Raw genomic sequence first — 18,794 nt, forward strand, 5'->3', positions numbered from 1 at the left:
ACACCTCGACGACATCAAGTGGCCCCTCACCCGGATTGCTCCGCAATCCGACCTCTCCCCGTGAACGGGGAGAGGTGAGAGCCACACAATGTCATTCCGGACAGACCGCGTAGCGGGCTGATCCTGAATCCAGAAAAGTTCACCGAACCGGTCACCGCTGGATTCCGGGCTCGCTCGCAAAGCTCGCGCCCCGGAATGACAATGCGAACGGACGGCGTGCTAGAACTCCCGCGCAATCTTGCCGAGCATCGCCAGCAGCAGGTCGCGGTTGTTATCGCCAAGCAGCTCCTTGAGCCGGGCTTCGTGCCGTGCCTCGATCAGCTTGCGCGCCCGCGACAGAACCGCACGGCCCTTTTCGGTCAACCGCAGGATATGCGAGCGGCGGTCGTTGCTGGACCGGCTTCGCAGGCACAGATCGCGGCTTTCCAGCTCATCCAGCAGCGCCACGAAATTCGGGCGCAGGATACCGAGCGTCGAGGCAATCTCGGTCTGGTTGCGCCCCGGATTGGTCTCCACCAGCATCAGAACTGAAAATTGTGCCGGGGTCAGTTGCAGCGGTGCGACGCAGCGGATGAAATCCTCGAAAATCCGCAGTTGCGCGCGCTTGAGCGAATAGCCGAGGAACTCGGACAGGTCGCCGATCTGGACAGCCTCTGCGGGCGGCGGCGCGGGGATCGGCAATGGGCGTGGTGACGGGCGCGCCGGACGCTTCCTGGGCTTCGCCGCACTGGCGCTCGCAGTCCTGGAAATAGCCATCGTGCGCTTCCCGTCGTCGGTTGTTATAAGGGCGCCTCGACTCGAAGGACGGCCAAGGCTTGTGATTATACTCGATAATCGTTATAAAACATATCAAATAGCGATGGCGGAGTTCAACCGCCGCGCTCGGTGCGGCGGACCCTTCAATCCGCGTGCACGCGACGCTTGAGGGGACGCCTTGGATAGCACGATCCTTCTGTTCCTGCTGCAGGACGGAATAACCAGCGGCGCGATCTACGCGCTGCTCGGGCTTGCGCTCGTGCTGGTGTTCGCGGTGACCCGCGTCATCCTGATCCCGCAGGGCGAATTCATCACCTTCGGTGCGCTGACCTACGCCACGCTGGCCACCGGCAAGGTGCCGGGCACCGCGCTGCTGGCGCTCGGCATGGGCGTCGTCGCCTTCTGCTTCGATATGGTTTCCGGCCGCAACGTCATGAGCGCACGGCGGATGCTGCGGTCGCTGGCGCTGAACATCGTGCTGCCGCTTGCAATCTGGGCCGTCGCCACGGCGATGGCGGGACGGCAGAACAGCGTGGCCATCAACTTCTTGCTGTCGATCGTCATTGTCGCGCCGATCGGCCTTTATCTCTATCGCATCGCCTATCAGCCGATCGCGCATGCCTCTGTGCTGGTGCTGCTGATCGCGTCGGTCGGTATGCACCTCGCGCTGCAGGGGCTGGGCCTCGTGTTCTTCGGTCCGGAAGGCCTGCGCGCGCCGGCGATTTCGGCAGCCGCTTTCACAGTTGGTCCACTGCGGTTCACTGGTCAAAGTATCGGCATCTACGCCATCACGATCCTGCTGATCGTCGGGCTGTGGCTGCTGTTCGGCTACACGCTCTATGGCAAGGCGCTACGCGCCACCGCGGTCAACCGCCTCGGCGCGCGCATCGTCGGCATCCGCACCACCCTGTCGGGGCAGGTCGCGTTTCTGCTCGCCGCCGTAATCGGCACGATCTCGGGAATCCTGATCGTCCCGATCACCACGATCTATTACGACACTGGATTCCTGATCGGCCTGAAGGGCTTCGTCGCCGCCATCATCGGCGGACTTGTCAGCTATCCCCTCACCGCCGCCGCCGCTCTGGTGGTCGGCATCGTTGAAGCGTTCTCGTCGTTCTATGCCAGCAATTTCAAGGAGGTCATCGTCTTCACGCTGCTGCTGCCGGTCCTGATCCTGCGCTCGCTGGCGTCGCCAGAGGTCGAAGAGGAAGAGGACTAAGCCAGTGTGGTGGTTCGCAAGTCCGCATTATTGCTTTCGGCGCGCTCCGTATGCGGACTTGCGAACCAAAACCACACTGGAATCATATTATTTCAGTGTCCTTTCGAATCCGAAGTTCGATACGGAAGGCGCTGAGAAATGATACGAACTTCGGATTCGGGACACTGATGACACAGCGTTGGGGCATGGTCGTATTTGCGCTGGTGATGGCGGTCCTTCCGTTCATTCCCGGCATGCCGCCGTTCTGGATCGTGCTGCTCGACAATATCGGGCTGGCCGCACTGGTGGCGATGGGCCTCGTGCTGCTGACCGGCGTCGGCGGCCTTACCTCGTTTGGCCAGGCCGCGTTCTGCGGCTTCGGCGCCTACACCACCGCGATCCTCACCACCTCCTACGGACTGACGCCGTGGCTGACATTGCCGCTGTCGCTGATCGTCAGCGGCGTCGCGGCCGTGATCCTCGGACTGATCACGGTGCGGCTGTCCGGCCACTACCTTCCGCTCGGCACCATCGCCTGGGGCATCAGCCTGTTCTATCTGTTCAGCAAGCTGGAACTGGTCGGACGCAATGACGGGATTTCAGGAATTCCGCCGCTGTCGATCGGTGCGCTGCAATTCACCGATCCCGGCAAGATCTATTTCGCGATCTGGTTCGCGGTCATTCTCTGTGCGCTGCTGACGATGAACCTGCTCGATTCACGTACCGGGCGCGCGATCCGCGCGCTGCGCCGCGGCCATATCGCGGCAGAAGCGTTCGGGGTGCAGACCGCGCGCGCCAAGCTGCTGGTCTTTATCTATGCCGCCGTGCTCGCAGGTCTCTCCGGCTGGCTCTACGCCCATTTCCAGCGCGCGGTGAATCCGACACCGTTCGGCCTGAATGCCGGCATTGAATATCTGTTCATCGCGGTGGTCGGCGGCGCGGGTTATGTCTGGGGTGCGGTGCTCGGCGCCGGTGTCGTCGTCGTGCTCAAGGAATTCCTGCAGAGCTTCCTGCCCGTGGTGTTTCACGGATCGGCGCAGCTCGAGACCGTGATTTTCGGCATCCTGCTGGTGGTGCTGCTTCAGGTCGCGCCCGGCGGCATGTGGCCGCGCCTCGCCGCCCTGTTGAAATCCAACGCTACAAAGCTTCCCCGGCCAAACGCAGCGGAAGCCCTGCCGCCACGCAGCAAAGCCGTTGCGACCTCCGACACGCTGCTCGACATTCAGGCTGCCCGCAAGCAGTTCGGCGGCGTGATCGCCGTCAACGACGTCTCGTTCGATGTGCAGGCGCGCGAGATCGTCGCACTCATCGGCCCGAATGGCGCCGGCAAGAGCACGACGTTCAACCTCATCACCGGCGTGCTGCGCTCATCCGGCGGAACGATTTCCATTCTCGGCCACAACGTCGACAACGCGCCGCCGCAGGATATCGCCAGGCTCGGCGTCGCCCGCACCTTCCAGCACGTCAAGCTCGTCCCCGACATGAGCGTGCTGGAAAACGTCGCCATCGGCACCCATCTGCGCGGTCATTCCGGCGCAATCGCCAGCATGCTGCGGCTGGACCGCAAGGACGAAACCGCGCTGCTCGCTGAGGCCGCAAGGCAGATCGAACGCGTCGGTCTCGGCGACCAGATGCATCAACTGGCGGGAAGTCTCTCGCTCGGCCAGCAGCGCATCGTGGAAATTGCCCGCGCGCTCTGCGTCGATCCGATCCTGCTGCTGCTCGACGAGCCGGCAGCCGGACTGCGCCACATGGAAAAGCAGAAACTGTCAGCATTGCTGCGCCAGTTACGCGCTGAGGGCATGTCGGTCCTGTTGGTCGAACACGACATGGGCTTCGTGATGGACATCGCGGACCGCATTGTCGTGCTGGAGTTCGGCACCAAGATCGCGCAAGGCACACCGGCGGCCATCCGCGCCAATCCCGACGTGATCAAGGCCTATCTGGGGACGGCGTCATGACGACGAAATTGCTGTCCGTCGAAAACGCACACATCGCCTACGGCAAGGTCGAGGCCGTGCGCGGCGCGACCCTCCACGTCAACACCGACGAGATCGTCACCATCGTCGGCGCCAACGGCGCCGGCAAGACCACCCTGCTCAACGCCATTATGGGCATCCTGCCGCTGACCGGCAGTGTCGTTTTCTCTGGCCAGCAGATTTCCCGCTTTGAGATCGAGGACCGCGTCGCCGCAGGGCTCTGCATCGTGCCGGAACATCGCGAACTGTTCGGCACCATGACGGTCGAGGAAAATCTGCAGCTCGGCGGCTTCCGTGTCTCGCGCGCAAAGGCTGCCACCGAGCAGGAGCGCGTCTACACGCTGTTCCCGCGCCTGAAGGAGCGCCGCACCCAGCTTGCCGGCACACTCTCCGGCGGCGAGCAGCAGATGCTGGCAATGGGCCGCGCCCTGATGAGCCAGCCGCGTCTGCTGATGCTGGACGAACCGTCACTCGGCCTCGCGCCGCTGATCGTCGCGGATATTTTTCGCACCATCGGCGAGTTGAGGCAGGCCGGTGTGTCAGTCTTGCTGGTCGAGCAAAATGCCCGCGCTGCGCTCGAGATCGCAGACCGAGCGTATGTCATGGAGCTTGGCGAGTTCATCATGAGCGGATCGGCCAAGGAGATCAGCGGCGACCAGCGCGTGGTGGCGAGCTATCTCGGCTTCCAGCACGACGAACAGAGCAGGCTGTAGCGAGGGAATACGCCGTCACCCTGAGGTGCCGTAGCGAAGCGAAGGCCTCGAAGGGCGACGGCGTTCTGTGGTTTGTCATCCTTCGAGGCTCGCAAGAGCTCGCACCTCAGGATGACGAGGTCTGCGCTCTGAGCGGGAACGCCAAGCCGGCCTTTTCAATGAACGTCGCCCGGCCTTCGCCGGGACGACGTCGAGTATGTGTTGTGGAATTGACGATCCGAGCCACTCTCAGGTCATCCGGCTTCGGCAGCCGAAATCATCTAACAATATGTCTCGTTCTGGCCGATACTGGCTCCGACAACATCCTTGTGCGGGGGCATTTCGGTTATGGATGCGCGGTCGGAGCGAAAACTACGCTTTTTTGCGGCAATTCTCGGAACCGGAATGCTTGGCGGAATCATCTTCGTCATCGTCCACGTCGGATTTGCGCCTCGGCAAATTTTGATCGGCATCATCTACGGGCTTCTGATCAGCGGCGCGATCGGCTCATTCGAATTCCTTGCATCATCGGGACCGCTGCGCGACTGGCTGGGAAGCCTGTCGTTCAGCGCGAGCCTCGCGGTCCGCAGCATCTTCTATGCGGCAGTGATCATTCCGGTGCAGTATTTCGATCTCGGCGTTCTGATCGCAGGCCTGACGCCCGATCCCAGGCAGGATGTCTGGACGCCCATCATCTTCTCGGCGGTGTTTGCGGTTGCACTAAACCTGCTCTTCGCGGTCACCAACATTATCGGCCCGCGGGCTTTCCTTCATCTCGCGACCGGGCGCTATCACACGCCGGTTGAGGAAAACCGGTTCGTGCTGTTCGTCGATATCGCGGGATCGACGACCCTGGCCGAACGTCTGGGTGGTCTCGGCATTCATCGCTTTCTGGACAAAACCTTCCGCACCTTGACGGGGCCCGTCATCGACTATCGAGGCGAGGTTCTGAATTACGTCGGTGACGAGATCATCGTCACCTGGACGGAGACCTCGGGAGCCGTGGATTGCCGGCCGCTGCGATGCTTCCTTGCGATGCGCGCCATCCTGCAGCAGCTTCAGGGACGGTTCGAAAAAGAGTTCGGTGTCGCACCGCGTATCCGCGGCAGCCTGCATTTTGGAACCGTGATCGTCGGCGAAATCGGCGATATCAAACGCGCCATCGTGTTCAACGGCGATGTCATGAACACGGCTGCACGGCTTGAAGAGCAAAGCCGCAATGTTGAAGGCGGCTTTCTCGCGTCCCGCGCCGCCATCGAACGCTTCAAATCTGCACCGCCGGTTCCGCTGCACGACCTCGGAGTGCGGGACATCCGCGGCAAGTCCGACGGGATCGCCGTTCTAGGTCTTGCATAACGCGCATTGTCCTCGCCAAACAAAATGCCCGGCGCAAGGCCGGGCATTTCATAGAAGATATTGTCAGAGATCGTTACTTCACAACTTCATACTTGCCGTTCTTCACGGTCAGGATGATGCGCGAACGATCATCGGTGCCGAAACGATTGGTCTCGGTGAAATTGTAGACGCCCTGGCTAGCTGCGATTTCCTTCTCCGAGAGCAGTGCCTTGCGGATCGCTTCGCGGAATTCCGGGGTGCCGGGCTTCGCCGTCTTCAAGGCAACCGGCACGACACGCTTCAACACTTCGAAGGCATCGTACATGTGGCCCGCGAACTGGCTGCGGGTGTTGGCGCCGTACTTGGTTTCATACGCGGTGTTCAGCGCCATGCCCGGCTTCTTGGTCAGCGCGCTGTCGGCCTGGCCTTCCGGAGCCATCACCGGACCGGCCGCCATGATGACGCCTTCCGCCGATGGACCCGCGATGCGGATGAAGTCCATCGCCGCCGCACCATGGGTTTGATAGATCAGGCCCTTGTAGCCGCGCTCGCGCAGAGCCGACTGCGGCAGCGCCGCGCCGGTGCCCGATGCACCGATCAGGATCGCATCCGGATTGGCTGCAACCAGCTTCAGCACCTGACCCGCCACCGAGGTGTCGGGACGCGCATAGCGCTCCTCGGCAACGACAGTGATGCCGCCCATGGCGCCGGTCTGGGTCTTGAGATCGTTCAGCCACAGATCGCCGTAGGAATCCGAGAAGCCGATATAACCAACGGTCTTGATGTTGTTCTTCTTCATGTGCTCGTAGAGCACCTTGCCCATGATCGGAACCGGCTGCGGCAGCACGGCGGTCCACTTCTCGCGGGCCGGGGTGATCGGCAGCGGCGCGAGGCTGAACTGCGGCACGCCGACTTCATTGGCGACGGTCGAAATCGCGATCGACGGCGGCGTGGTCGAGGAGCCGATGATGATGTCGGCGTTGGATTCGGTCACGAAGCGGCGCGCATTGGTGGTCGCCGCGGTCGGATCGCCAGCATCATCCAGCAGGATGGTCTTGATCTTGGCGCCGCCGATTTCGGTCGGCACGAATTCGAGCGCGTTCTTCTCGGGGATACCGAGCGCAGCCGCGGGGCCGGTGGTGCTGATGCTGACGCCGATGGTGATGTCCTGCGCAGCGGCCAGGGTCACGGCGCCCGGCAACGTCACGGAAGCCGCCAATACCACGGCGGTCCAGGTTAGCTTCTTCATCAAGTCCTCCCTCAAAATACTCTTTTCAAGTTTCATTCAGTGACCGGCAAACGCGGCAGCACATTCCTTGCGGTGCACCATCGCGTCCGGAATTGGCGTCATTCAGATAGAAGTTATCGGCCATTTGCAATGCCTGCGGCCTCTGCCATTGGTATGACAGTTAAAGCGCGCAGACATTGAGCCGGGCCATTGAGCGAACCGCTGTCGCGGTCGACTTTCGGCCCATGGTCGATAGCCTTTTTCCTATATTGTTATCTGGTATAATCAATTTTCAGCGGCGGGCAAAACCCTATTCGCAGGGCCGGGAGTGACACAGGTTGCGGACACAGGTTGCGATCATCGGCGGAGGCCCGGCGGGTTTGCTGCTCGGACAGTTGCTGCACCGCTACGGCATCGACAACGTCATTTTCGAGCGCAAGGACCGCGACTACATCCTGGCGCGGATCCGCGCGGGCGTGCTCGAACAGGGCACCGTCGGCCTTTTGGACGAGGTCGGCGTCTCGGAACGGCTGCACCATGACGGCCTGATCCATCACGGCATCGAACTGGCGTTCGGCGGGGCGCGCCACCGGATCGACATGACGAAAGCGACCGGAAAAACGGTAACCGTCTACGGGCAGACCGAGGTCACCCGCGACCTGATGGATGCGCGCGTCGCAGCCGGATTGACCACCATCTACGATGCCGACAATGTCAGCCTGCATGACTTTGATGGCGACCAGCCACGGGTGCGCTACGTCAAGGACGGCGTCACCCACGAGGTCGCCTGCGACTTCATCGCGGGCTGCGACGGCTTTCACGGCGTCAGCCGGCAGAGCGTCAGCCAGGATGCGCTGAAACTGTTCGAGCGCGTCTATCCGTTCGGCTGGCTCGGCCTCCTGTCGGAAACGCCGCCGGTCTCGCCAGAACTGATCTACAACAATCACGAGCGCGGCTTCGCGCTATGCTCGATGCGCTCGTCACACCGCAGCCGCTACTATCTGCAATGTGCGCTGGACGATCACATCGACAACTGGTCCGACGACAGGTTCTGGGACGAACTGAAGCGGCGGCTCGACCCGGAAGCCGTCGATCATCTCGTCACCGGACCGTCGATCGAAAAAAGCATTGCACCTCTAAGAAGCTTCGTCGCCGAGCCGATGCGGTTCGTCCGGCTGTTTCTGGCGGGCGACGCCGCGCATATCGTGCCCCCGACCGGCGCCAAAGGCCTCAACCTCGCCGCCAGCGATGTGCATTATCTCTCAACGGCGCTGCGCGAATTCTATGCCGAGAAATCGCACGCGGGTATCGACGACTATTCGCGCCGCGCGCTCGGGCGCGTCTGGAAGGCCGAACGCTTTTCGTGGTGGATGACATCGATGCTGCATCGTTTTCCCAACACCGATGAATTCAGCGCGCGAATCCAGCGCGCGGAGCTGAATTACCTGATCGAGTCCGACGCCGCTAAAACCTCACTGTCGGAAAATTACGTCGGCCTGCCGTTCTGAACCGCGCGACTGCTGTTTCAAACGTCCGTCGACATCACGTTTCAAACTTGATTTCGAATGATCGCGCGCGATACCCGCTATATGATGCGGATCATGCGATATGCAACACGCATTGAAGGACAGCTATGACGGTGATCGATATTCCTGCTGACGTTCCCGCCGGCTTCGCGCGCCATCCGCGGCGCAGTCCGCTCACCGAGCCGTGGGAGCCGATCTATTTTAAGGCGACGCCGGGGGCCTACATTCTTGGGCTACTTCTCGCTGAAGCACATACTAATTCGCGCGGGTTGATCCACGGCGGGTTGATCGCCGCGCTGGCCGACAATGCGATGGGACTGAGTTGCAGCCTCAAGGGCAACCTCTCGGGCATCGTGACAATCAATTTGTCGGTGGATTATCTCGGCTCCGCAAAGATCGGACAGTGGCTTGAGATCGACACCAACTTCATGAAAATCGGGGGATCGATCTGCTTCGCGCAATGCTTGGTCTCCGCCGATGGCGAGCCCTGCGCACGCGCCAACGCGACGTTCAAGATCCCAAACCGAAGGCCCTGATGCTGCCGGCGGTTACGCCGTTCCGAAACGCCAGTTCGCCTGCGCGATCACCAGGTCGGCGAAGGCCCGGACCTTTGCCGACAACAGGCGTGAGGTCGGATACACGAGGTGGATCGGCATTGGCGGGGGCTCGTAGTTGGCGAGCACGATCCTGAGCCGTCCAGCTTTAAGCGAATCCGCAACCTGATAGGCCAGCACGCTGATCAGCCCGCCGCCCTGCTCGGCATGCAGCACCGCCGCGTCGGTGCTGTTGGTGGCGAAGCGTGAGGTGTTCGGCACGCGAAACTCGCGGCCATTTTCGATAAAGCGCCACTCGGACAAGGACGTCGCCCCCGAGAATTGTATGACTTCGTGTTTGGCCAAATCAGACGGTTTCGACGGCACGCCGTGCGCTTTGAGATAACGCGGCGAAGCAACCACGATCCGCCGCATGTCACCCACCGCCCGCGCGACCACGCTCGAATCGGCCAGATGCCCGATGCGCACGGCGAGATCGACGCCCTCGTCTACGAGGTTGACCATCCGGTCCGACAGCCTGAGTTCGGCGCTCACATCCGGATACTTTTTCAGGTACGCCGACATGATCGGGCCAACATGCAGCCGCCCGAACATCAGCGGTGCGGAGACCACGAGCCTGCCCGATGGCTGGGTACGTTCTGCCTGAACCGAACCCTCGGCCTCTTCGAGATCGCCGAGAATCCGCCGGGCCCGTTCGAGATAACGCGCGCCGACATCAGTAAGCGTCACCGACCGCGTTGTGCGCTGAAGCAGCCGCGCGCCGAGATGATTTTCGAGGCTGGCGATCAACCGCGTGACTGCTGACGCCGACAGGCCAAGCTTGCGGGCGGCCGGCGCGAACCCCTGAAGATCCGCCACCGAAACAAAGGCGCGCATGGCGTCGATACGGTCCATCGCATTATTTCATATCCCGCAATGATCAACTGTCAATCCTGACGATTATGTCGCCTGCTCCACCCTCCTAAATCAGGGCTATCCTGCGACCGGACACGGAGGTCCGCCATGACGACCGCCCACACCTATTCAAGCGACGTTGCCTTTACGCCTGCCGTGAAAGCGATCCAGACCCGCAAGGGTTCACGCGGAGGCTATGCCCATATGGAGGACGGCGGCGGATTTCGCACCGAGATCGATCCATCCCTCGCCGCCTTTATCGGCGAGCAGACCAGTTTCTTCCTGGCAACGGCAAACGCCGGGGGCCAGCCCTACATCCAGCATCGCGGCGGGCCGGCGGGCTTCATTAAAATTCTCGACAAGAACACGCTGGCCTTCGCAGATTATCGCGGCAACCGGCAATACATCACGCAGGGCAACCTCAGCGAGAATCCCAAGGCATACATCTTCCTGATCGACTACGTGAACCGCCGCCGGATCAAGATCTGGGGCGAGGCGCGCGTGGTCGAGGACGATCCTGCGTTGACCGCCTCGCTGATGCCGAAGGACTACAAGGCGAAACCCGAGCAGGCGATCCTGTTCAGGCTCACCGCATGGGACAGCAACTGCCCACAGCACATTCCGATGAAGTTTGACGCCGCCGATGTCGCGGCGGCCGTCGCCGCCCGTGATGAGCGCATCGCCGAGCTTGAGGCGGAAGTGGCGCAGTTGAAGCTGCGGCTCTTGTCTTCGTGATGACACGAAGCGTCACGCAGGTGAACCGTGCTCCCTCTCCCCGTCTGCGGGGAGAGGGTTGGGGTGAGGGGCGAAAGTCCGTTGGCACAGGAAGTCATTAGCCCCTCACCCGGATCGCTTCGCGATCCGACCTCTCCCCGCAAGCACGGGGAGAGGTGAGAGAGGCGGATACATTCGCTTGTCAGGCTGCTACGGCCGGCCGCTGCCACTGATGCTCCGGATAGTATCGCGCCATCATCCGGTCCACGTAGGCGACGAGGTTGGAGAACTCCAGCGCGTGCTGGCGCAGCGGCGAATCGAAGAACGGCGCCATCAGCCCGGCCAGTGACGAGAAGGCCATGGCATCGGTGCCGCAGGGTCTGTCGCCCATCAGATAAGGCTTCCAGCCGAGCAGCATCGACAGCGCGGACAGCGAGCGGGCGCCGAGTTCGGTGATTTCCTCCGGCGTGTGGCGGGCCAGTCCGGCGATCCGCATGTTTTCCGCGACGCGGCCACGGACATCCTCGCGCAGTGCATCGCGGATACTCTCGGGCGCTCCGTCGAAGAAATGCGCCGGCCCCTTGGCGAAGTTCTCCGGCATCATCCAGCGCGTGTAGGTGACCGCCCAGGTGAAATGATTTTCGATCATGCGCTCGATCGCCCATGCTTCGGCCCGCTGACGCTCGTCAAGTGCCGCGTCGAGATCGAGGCCATGCTTCCTTTCCAGATGCTGGCGAATGAAGGTCGAATCGGCCACTCGCTCGTCGCCGTCGGCGATATAGGGCAACTGCCCCTTCGGCGACGTATCCGGCATCACCTGCTGCTTGACGTATTTCAGGCCCGCCATTTTGAGCTGGACCTCGGTTTTGGTGACGTAGGGGCTGATTTCCGGGAGGCCGAAGCCGGGGCCAATGCCATAGAGGGTGATCATGGAGAGCATCCTTCTGCGTTGAAAAGATGCGTGTTTGTAGATACCCCCTGCTGCCACCATACTGTCAGCAGCAAGCGACCCAAGAGACCGTAAATGAGGCGCGCCGACCGGCTGTTCCAGATCATCCAGGTGCTCCGGCGCACCCGCAAGCCGCTGACCGCCGAGGCCCTCGCCAAAGAGCTGGAAACCTCCAAGCGCACGATTTACCGCGATATCGCCACCCTGATCGGCCAGCGCGTCCCGATCCGGGGCGAGGCCGGCACCGGCTATGTGCTGGAAAAGGGCTTCGACATGCCGCCCCTGATGCTGACGCCCGACGAGATCGAGGCGGCGGTTCTGGGCGCGCAGTGGGTGGCGGGGCGGGCCGATCCGGTGCTGGCGAAGGCGGCGCAGGATCTGATCGCCAAGATCGTCGAGACCGTGCCCGAGCGGCTGCAGCCGCTGGCCCTCGAACCTGCCAGCGGGACGCCGCCGAAATGGGACGCGCCACCCGAGAGCATCGATATGACGCAATTGCGCGCGCATATCTACGCGAGCAAGAAAATCCTGCTGCACTACCGCGACGAGCAGGGCCGCGACAGCAAGCGCACAGTGTGGCCGATCGCGGTGGGTTATCTTGAAACCGTCCGGATGCTGGCGGCGTGGTGCGAGTTGCGAAAGGATTTTCGCAGCTTCCGGATCGACCGCATGACGGACGCCGTGTTTCTCGATGAAAAATATCCCGAGCGCCGCACCGCTTTGCGGACGAAATGGATGAAGACCTTTTCGCTCAACAACATGCGCGAGCGCTGACGTTATGACCGACAATCCCTGCCAGAGCTGCGGCGCCTGCTGCTCCTACTCGAGCAACTGGCCACGCTTCACGGTGGAAGACGACGACGCGCTCGATCTCATCCCCGAGAAGTTCGTCAACGATCGACTCTCGGGGATGCGCTGCGACGGCGACCGCTGCACGGCGCTGACCGGCAAGGTCGGTGCCTTCACCGCTTGTGGGATCTACGACGTACGGCCCGAAGTCTGCCGCACCTGCATGCCCGGCGACCCGGAATGCGGCATGGCGCGACGGCGGTTCGGGCTGCCGGAACTTGCTGCCGGCTCGGCTGGCGGCGAATAGTCGGGAACTAATGTTCCCTTCAGGCGTCAACCTTTGGCCCCTGAACAAGAGGAGCATGACGCCATGCGGGAAATGGAAATTCATGACTATGCGCGTCAATTGCTGGAAGCACACGGGCCTCAGGCCATTGCCGAAGCCGCTCAGAAGGCCATTGAGTGCGAAAAGCAAGGCGAGGTCGAACTGGCCAAAGACTGGCGGCATGTCGAGGCTGCGCTCAAGATGATGCGCGGCCCGCACCAAAGCTGAAGCTGCGGGTCACCATTGACGAGGCTTGTTTGAATACCGGCGTCGCCACGCCGGATCAGGGTAGGCGCGGCGCGGGGTGTGGACCTTTGAGCTTAATCTAAAGTCCGCGCCGCGCCGTCTGCCAGTGGCCTAACGGCCATGCGCTCTGGGAATCGCTCTCCGTTACTGGAGTGAAGCCATGGTTCCAAATTGCTCCTCGACCGAAGATGTCCTCAAGACGATCAAGGACCAGAAGGTCGAGATGATTGATCTGCGATTCACCGACTTGCCGGGTGTCTGGCAGCATTTCTCCGTCCCGCCGAGCGCAATGAATGCCGGCGCTCTCAACGAGGGCATCGGATTCGATGGCTCATCGATCCGCGGCTTCCAGGAGATTCAGGAAAGCGACATGCTGGTCGTGCCCGATCCGACGACCGCCTTCATCGACCCTTTCACTTCGGCAACAACGCTCGTCCTGATCTGCAACATCAGGGACCCGGTGACCGGTCAATCCTACAGTCGCGACGCGCGTTATATCGCCCAGAAGGCCGAGACGTACCTGAAGGGTAGCGGCACCGCCGAAACGAGCTATTTCGGCCCGGAGGCGGAGTTCTTCGTCTTTAACGATGTGCGCTATGGACAAGGCATCAACTACGCCTTCCACGAAATCGATTCCAGCGAAGGCAGTTGGAACACCGGCAAGAAGGAAGCGCCGAATCTGGGCCACAAGCCGCGCCCGAAAGAGGGATACTTTCCGGTTCCCCCGACCGACAGCCTGCAGGATCTCCGCACCGAAATGGTGCTGACGATGGAGTCGCTGGGGATCGCGATCGAAGCCCATCACCATGAAGTTGCGACCGGCGGACAAAACGAAATCGACATGCGCTTCACGACGCTCACCCGCATGGCTGACAACCTGATGATCTACAAGTACGTGGTCAAGAACACCGCTCTGCAGCACGGCATGACCGCGACGTTCATGCCCAAACCGCTGTTCGAGGACAACGCCTCGGGGATGCATGTGCATCAGAGTCTGTGGAACGGCGAGACCAATCTGTTCTACGGCAAGGCCGATTATGCCGAATTGAGCGAGCTTGGCCGCTACTACATCGGCGGGCTTCTGACACACGCCTGGGCCTTATGCGGCCTTTGCGCCCCGACCACGAATTCCTATCGGCGTCTGGTGCCGGGTTACGAAGCTCCAATCAACCTGGTGTACTCCCAGCGCAATCGCTCGGCGTGTTGCCGGATTCCGATGTATTCGCCGAACCCGCGGGCGAAGCGCGTCGAGTTCCGTTCGCCGGACCCCTCCTGCAATCCCTACCTCGCCTTTTCTGCGATGCTGATGGCCGGCCTCGACGGCATCGAGAAGCGCATGGATCCGGGCAGGCCGATCGACAAAAATCTTTATGATCTGCCCCCGGCCGAAGCGAAGGAGGTGAAATCGACGCCCTGGTCGCTGGATCAGGCGCTCGATGCACTCGAACGCGATCACGCGTTCTTGCTGCGCGGCGATGTATTTACCCGCGATGTGATCGAAACCTGGCTCGACTACAAACGAAAGAAGGAGATCGATGCCATTCGGCTTCGCCCCCATCCTCATGAGTTTCATCTCTACTATGATATCTAGCGCCCGTTCAGCCCAAGTCGCGGCGGCTTACGCCGGCATCGCCGCGAGATCGCTGTCGTCATCGATATCATCGGCGATAGGGGCGAACGTGCTGAGCGGCTTGGTCGACAGCGTGATATTGCGGCGGCTGCCGTAAGCCGATGCGGATGTTGACGCCGACGGCGCTTCCCGGGACATCGCGAACAGGGTCGATCCGACGATGCCGCCCTGCTCCACCAGATCGCGTTCCGTGCAGGTCGCGGCAATCGCGAGGCTCATACCGTGCAGATGCGCGCGTTTGTAGCAGAACAGCGCCAGCATGGCCCTGACGTCTGACGATACCGATTCCACAAGCTGAGGAAGGCCATGTTCGCTCGCTCGGTACAGGCTTCCGAGCATTTCGTCGCCCACCGGGCAGACATCGTTCTCAAAGGCTTCGCGGCTGGATAACATTGGAAATCTCCCCAGCACATGATCCGCCAGCATGGGCGGTTTGGCGGAAAATCATGCGCCACTTCGTTCCCGGAAGATGCAATGCAAATTCCTAACGCAGGGTTAACCACGCTCCCCGGTTCGTCCGCGCATTCATTGAATGTTAGAAAGATGGAACCTGTTGCGCGGCGCGAATCAACCGATGATTCGGCGAGGTAGGGAGAAGGCAGAGGTGACGGACCGCACAAGCGCGCGCAGGCGGGGACGAGCGGGATAGAATCTGATTCAAGAGACAGATCTGTTTATCGACTCACGCGCCCTAGACGTGCTTGTCCCTGATCCAGCCCGCGATGGCGCGGCCGATTGCTGGGCCGGAATCTTCCTGGATGAAATGGCTGCCGGGCACCGTGACCTCCGTCTGGTTCTTCCAGCCGCGGCAGAACTCCCGCACCTCGCCGATCAGGATCGCTCCGGGCTCGGCATTGACGAACAGCTTCGGGACATCGTTCTGCGCCATCCACGTAGCGTAGGCATCAACGATGGCGACCACGTCGGCAGGCTCGCCGCCAATCGGAATCTGGCGCGGCCAGGTCAGGGTCGGCCAGCGGTCTTCGGGCTTGAGGAACGGTTTGCGGTATTCCGCCATTTCCGCGTCGGTCAGCTTGCGCAGCACCGAGCCCGGAAGCACCCGCTCGATGAACAGGTTGCGGTCGAGGATCATCTGCTCGCCCTTGTCGGAGCGGAACCCCTGAAACACCGGCGTCGCCGCCTCGCTCCACTCGTCCCAGCCAGCGACAGGCCGCACGATACCTTCCATGTAGACGATGCCGCGCACGCGGTCGCGGTGCTGGTTGCCCCAGTCGAAACCGAGCGCCGAGCCCCAATCGTGAATGACCAGCAGAACTTTTCGTTCGGGCCGATCACTGCGTCGATGAACGCCCAGAGATGATCGCGATGGGTGGTGAAACGGTAGGTATCCGGCTTCACATCCGGCAACTTGCTGGAATCCCCCATGCCGATCAGATCAGGCGCGATCAGGCGGCCCTGCCCTTCAAGCTCGGGAATCACATCGCGCCAGAGATAGGACGAGGTCGGATTGCCGTGCAGGAACAGGATCGGCGCGCCCTCGCCGCGCTCGTGATAGGCCATGCGGTGACCGAGCACGTTGACAAATTTCTTTGCGAGCGGCTGTTCGGTCATGGCGCGTCCTTACGACAGAAGTTGATCGATCAGGGCTTGATCCTGATCGTAGACCCAGCATTCGTGGAGCCGGTCATCGAGGATCGAATACACCAATAGCCGCTGCATGTCCGTGGTTTTGCCGTCATGGCTGAACTGCTCGCGCGCCAAAACCGCACCGCGCTCGGGACCAGCCATGATGTGATCGACGCTGAGCAGCTTGCGGCGGGTGCGTTTGCGAAATTCTTCCAGTACCGCAAGGCAGGCCGCCTTGCCCTTGTGCACGCCGGACAAAGGATTATTGCCCGCATAGTGGAGCGTGAACTGCTCGTGATAGCAGTCGCGGACCGTCGGAAAGTCACCGGCGGCCCATGCCGTCGCGTAGCGCGTGACGACGCGGCGGACACGCTCCGTCGCGGCTGCGTCGTCCGTCGCGTTCATATCCGCCATCGCAATGTCTTTCTGGCGAACCTAGCCGCCGATAAAGGTCACCGCCTCCGGAATGCTCGCGCGGTTGGTGCGGTAGCTGTTGGCGAGATGCGCTTCATCGGCGTAGCCGAACGAAATACCGCACACGACGCGGCGGTCGGCGGGAAGGCCGAGGTGCTCGCGCACCACATTGGACTGGCCTGCCAGCGCCGCCTGCGGAATCGTCGCAAGGCCTGCCGCCTGCGCGGCGAGCAAAAAGCTGCTCACATAGCCGCCACAGTCGACGGCGCCGTAAACGCCGAGCGCATCATCGCTGGTGATAATGGCCACATGCGGCGCGCCGAAGAAGCGGAAGTTCTCCAGCATCTGCTTATGGTAAGCAATCTTGTCGCCGCGCTCGATACCCAGCGCGTTGTAGAGCTGGAAGCCGCTCTCGCGGCGACGATCGAGATAGACGCCGCGATACTCGCGCGGAAACGGAAAGTCAGCCGAGAACTTTCCCTCGCTCGCATTCTTGTACAGAGCTTCGCCAAAGGCGCGGGTCGCGTCACCGCTGACGATCGTCACCTGCCACGGCTGGCTGTTGCACCACGACGCGGTCTTCTGTGCGGCACTCAGCACCCGCTCGATAATCGAGCGTGGCACGGACTCGGGCTTGAACGCGCGGCAGGAATACCGCGCGGCCAGGAGCTTCTCCACGACTTCGATATCGCGGCTGTCGGGCTGTGCAAGCATGGTCCTCAGCGTCCTTTGGTCGGAATCGCGTTGAAGGGAACATCCTTGTCGACGCGGATATCACCCGGCAGACCGAGCACGCGCTCGGCGATGATGTTGCGCAGGATTTCGTCGGTGCCGCCGGCGATGCGATCCGACGGCGAGCGCAGCAGGATCGACTGGAACTGCCCGCCGACCGAAAGACTGTCCGCATCGGTCAGTGCGCCGGATGCACCCTGGAGATCCATCGCGAACATCGCGATGTCCTGCAACATCGTGCCGGCCACGAGCTTGCCGATGGAATTTTCCGGGCCCGGACGCTCACCGCGCGACAGCGCCGAGATCGAACGGTAGCTGGTGTATTTCAGGCCACTGGCCTTGACCGCCCAGCTCGCAAGCTTCGAGCGCACGTTCTTGTCGTCGATGGCCGGACCATCCTCCAGCATCAGATCATTGCAGAACGCGAACAGTTCCGGGAAGCCGGTCGACTGCCGCGCGCCGATCGACATGCGCTCGTTCATCAGCGTGGTCAGCGACACGTTCCAGCCATCGCCGACCTTGCCGAGCCGTTGCGAGTCCGGGATTTTCACGTCGGTGAAATACACCTCGTTGAACTCCGACTGGCCATTGGCCTGCTTGATCGGCTTGACCACGACGCCCGGCGATTTCATGTCGAGCCAGAACATGGTCAGGCCCTTGTGCTTGGGCTGGGTCGGATCGGTGCGCGTGATCACGATGCCGTAGTCGGAGAAATGCGCACCGGTGGTCCAGACTTTCTGGCCGTTGATGATCCAGTCATCGCCCTTCTTTTCCGCGCGGGTGCGCAGACCGGCGACGTCGGAACCGGCGGAAGGTTCTGAGAACAACTGACACCAGACGTGCTCACCGGATGCGAGCGGCGGCAGATATGTCTTCTTGTCGCTGTCGCTGCCGAAAGCCATCAGCGTCGGGCCGCACATGCCCTGCCCGATCAGGAACACGCCTTCCAGCTTGCCGTAGAAGCCTTCTTCCTGCTGCCAGATCACGCGTTCGATCGGCGAGGCGCCGCGGCCGCCGAATTCCTTCGGCCAGTGCAGACAGGCCCAGCCGGCCGCGGCCTTCTTCTTCTGCCACTTCTTGGATTCCTCCAGGATGTCGCGATTCTTCAGCTTGATGCGGCCGACCGTCGGCTGCGATAGCTCGGCTTCGAGTTCCTTCGGCGCGTTGGCCTGAATCCAGGCGCGGGCTTCAGCGCGAAACGCGGCTTCCTGCGGGGTGTCATCGAAATTCATGTGAATGATCCTTC

20 protein-coding genes and 1 pseudogene are annotated in these 18,794 nt (G+C 61.9%); 11 read left to right on the forward strand and 10 right to left on the reverse strand.

Annotation, left to right across the window (positions count from 1 at the left end; all coding sequences use genetic code 11):
- Nucleotides 1-219: 219 nt before the first annotated feature.
- The gene (locus BN32_RS24420) at nt 220-756 is read right to left on the reverse strand and encodes a MarR family winged helix-turn-helix transcriptional regulator (protein WP_040427588.1); all 537 of its coding nucleotides are present in this window, start codon (nt 754-756) and stop codon (nt 220-222) included.
- Between the two features lie 178 nt (nt 757-934).
- Between BN32_RS24420 and BN32_RS24425 the strand changes: the two genes are divergently transcribed.
- The 4 genes from BN32_RS24425 to BN32_RS24440 all read left to right on the forward strand — a co-directional run bounded on the left by BN32_RS24425 (nt 935) and on the right by BN32_RS24440 (nt 5,981).
- On the forward strand, nt 935-1,975 hold the full coding sequence (locus BN32_RS24425; protein WP_019199830.1) for a branched-chain amino acid ABC transporter permease: 1,041 nt from the start codon (nt 935-937) through the stop codon (nt 1,973-1,975).
- Nucleotides 1,976-2,142: 167 nt separating this feature from the next.
- Complete coding sequence (locus BN32_RS24430; RefSeq protein ID WP_082773503.1) at nt 2,143-3,915, forward strand: branched-chain amino acid ABC transporter ATP-binding protein/permease; 1,773 nt, start codon at nt 2,143-2,145, stop codon at nt 3,913-3,915.
- Entirely contained in the window at nt 3,912-4,646 is a 735-nt protein-coding gene (locus BN32_RS24435) for an ABC transporter ATP-binding protein (RefSeq protein ID WP_019199828.1), read from the forward strand. The genes BN32_RS24430 and BN32_RS24435 overlap by 4 nt, the downstream gene beginning before the upstream one ends.
- 384 nt (nt 4,647-5,030) lie before the next feature.
- Complete coding sequence (locus tag BN32_RS24440; protein WP_244438271.1) at nt 5,031-5,981, forward strand: adenylate/guanylate cyclase domain-containing protein; 951 nt, start codon at nt 5,031-5,033, stop codon at nt 5,979-5,981.
- 73 nt (nt 5,982-6,054) lie between these two features.
- Here BN32_RS24440 and BN32_RS24445 read toward each other — a convergent pair whose 3' ends face one another.
- Nucleotides 6,055-7,209: an ABC transporter substrate-binding protein gene (locus tag BN32_RS24445; protein WP_019199826.1), complete on the reverse strand. Its 1,155-nt coding sequence runs from the start codon at nt 7,207-7,209 to the stop codon at nt 6,055-6,057.
- Between the two features lie 317 nt (nt 7,210-7,526).
- Here BN32_RS24445 and pobA point away from each other — a divergent pair, with 317 nt between their 5' ends.
- Together pobA and BN32_RS24455 are read left to right on the forward strand one after the other, a co-directional pair.
- On the forward strand, nt 7,527-8,696 hold the full coding sequence (gene pobA / locus BN32_RS24450; RefSeq protein ID WP_019199825.1) for a 4-hydroxybenzoate 3-monooxygenase: 1,170 nt from the start codon (nt 7,527-7,529) through the stop codon (nt 8,694-8,696).
- Between the two features lie 125 nt (nt 8,697-8,821).
- Nucleotides 8,822-9,250 (forward strand): PaaI family thioesterase, encoded by a 429-nt coding sequence (locus tag BN32_RS24455; RefSeq protein WP_019199824.1) that lies wholly within the window; start codon nt 8,822-8,824, stop codon nt 9,248-9,250.
- A 12-nt stretch (nt 9,251-9,262) separates the two neighbouring features.
- Here BN32_RS24455 and BN32_RS24460 read toward each other — a convergent pair whose 3' ends face one another.
- A complete protein-coding gene (locus tag BN32_RS24460; RefSeq protein ID WP_019199823.1) occupies nt 9,263-10,162 on the reverse strand; it encodes a LysR family transcriptional regulator in 900 nt (299 codons plus the stop codon).
- A gap of 108 nt (nt 10,163-10,270) precedes the next feature.
- Between BN32_RS24460 and BN32_RS24465 the strand changes: the two genes are divergently transcribed.
- The gene (locus BN32_RS24465) at nt 10,271-10,897 is read left to right on the forward strand and encodes a pyridoxamine 5'-phosphate oxidase family protein (protein WP_019199822.1); all 627 of its coding nucleotides are present in this window, start codon (nt 10,271-10,273) and stop codon (nt 10,895-10,897) included.
- A gap of 181 nt (nt 10,898-11,078) precedes the next feature.
- Here BN32_RS24465 and BN32_RS24470 read toward each other — a convergent pair whose 3' ends face one another.
- Nucleotides 11,079-11,807 carry a glutathione S-transferase family protein gene (locus tag BN32_RS24470; RefSeq protein WP_040427692.1) on the reverse strand — a complete coding sequence of 243 codons (729 nt, stop codon included), beginning with the start codon at nt 11,805-11,807 and terminating at the stop codon, nt 11,079-11,081.
- A gap of 93 nt (nt 11,808-11,900) precedes the next feature.
- Here BN32_RS24470 and BN32_RS24475 point away from each other — a divergent pair, with 93 nt between their 5' ends.
- From BN32_RS24475 to glnA, 4 genes are all read left to right on the forward strand, one after another.
- The gene (locus tag BN32_RS24475; RefSeq protein ID WP_019199820.1) at nt 11,901-12,599 is read left to right on the forward strand and encodes a helix-turn-helix transcriptional regulator; all 699 of its coding nucleotides are present in this window, start codon (nt 11,901-11,903) and stop codon (nt 12,597-12,599) included.
- Between the two features lie 4 nt (nt 12,600-12,603).
- Entirely contained in the window at nt 12,604-12,921 is a 318-nt protein-coding gene (locus BN32_RS24480) for a YkgJ family cysteine cluster protein (RefSeq protein WP_019199819.1), read from the forward strand.
- Between the two features lie 63 nt (nt 12,922-12,984).
- Complete coding sequence (locus BN32_RS24485) at nt 12,985-13,167, forward strand: hypothetical protein (protein WP_019199818.1); 183 nt, start codon at nt 12,985-12,987, stop codon at nt 13,165-13,167.
- Nucleotides 13,168-13,345: 178 nt separating this feature from the next.
- Entirely contained in the window at nt 13,346-14,776 is a 1,431-nt protein-coding gene (glnA, locus tag BN32_RS24490) for a type I glutamate--ammonia ligase (RefSeq protein WP_019199817.1), read from the forward strand.
- 27 nt (nt 14,777-14,803) lie between these two features.
- On the opposite strand, the gene BN32_RS24495 is transcribed toward glnA, so the two are convergent.
- The 6 genes and pseudogenes from BN32_RS24495 to BN32_RS24515 all read right to left on the reverse strand — a co-directional run bounded on the left by BN32_RS24495 (nt 14,804) and on the right by BN32_RS24515 (nt 18,780).
- Complete coding sequence (locus BN32_RS24495) at nt 14,804-15,208, reverse strand: hypothetical protein (RefSeq protein ID WP_019199816.1); 405 nt, start codon at nt 15,206-15,208, stop codon at nt 14,804-14,806.
- 298 nt (nt 15,209-15,506) lie between these two features.
- Nucleotides 15,507-16,130, reverse strand: a complete 624-nt coding sequence (locus BN32_RS24500; RefSeq protein WP_347335478.1) for a haloalkane dehalogenase — start codon at nt 16,128-16,130, stop codon at nt 15,507-15,509.
- A 38-nt stretch (nt 16,131-16,168) separates the two neighbouring features.
- Nucleotides 16,169-16,387 (reverse strand): annotated as a pseudogene (locus BN32_RS27950) (alpha/beta fold hydrolase); the annotation flags it as partial.
- A gap of 9 nt (nt 16,388-16,396) precedes the next feature.
- The gene (locus tag BN32_RS24505; RefSeq protein WP_019199814.1) at nt 16,397-16,816 is read right to left on the reverse strand and encodes a nuclear transport factor 2 family protein; all 420 of its coding nucleotides are present in this window, start codon (nt 16,814-16,816) and stop codon (nt 16,397-16,399) included.
- A gap of 21 nt (nt 16,817-16,837) precedes the next feature.
- Entirely contained in the window at nt 16,838-17,530 is a 693-nt protein-coding gene (locus BN32_RS24510; protein ID WP_019199813.1) for a nitroreductase, read from the reverse strand.
- 5 nt (nt 17,531-17,535) lie between these two features.
- Entirely contained in the window at nt 17,536-18,780 is a 1,245-nt protein-coding gene (locus BN32_RS24515; RefSeq protein WP_019199812.1) for an acyl-CoA dehydrogenase, read from the reverse strand.
- Nucleotides 18,781-18,794 lie beyond the last annotated feature (14 nt).

It is taken from the genome of Afipia birgiae 34632, from assembly GCF_000308295.2.
GTDB lineage: Bacteria > Pseudomonadota > Alphaproteobacteria > Rhizobiales > Xanthobacteraceae > Afipia > Afipia birgiae.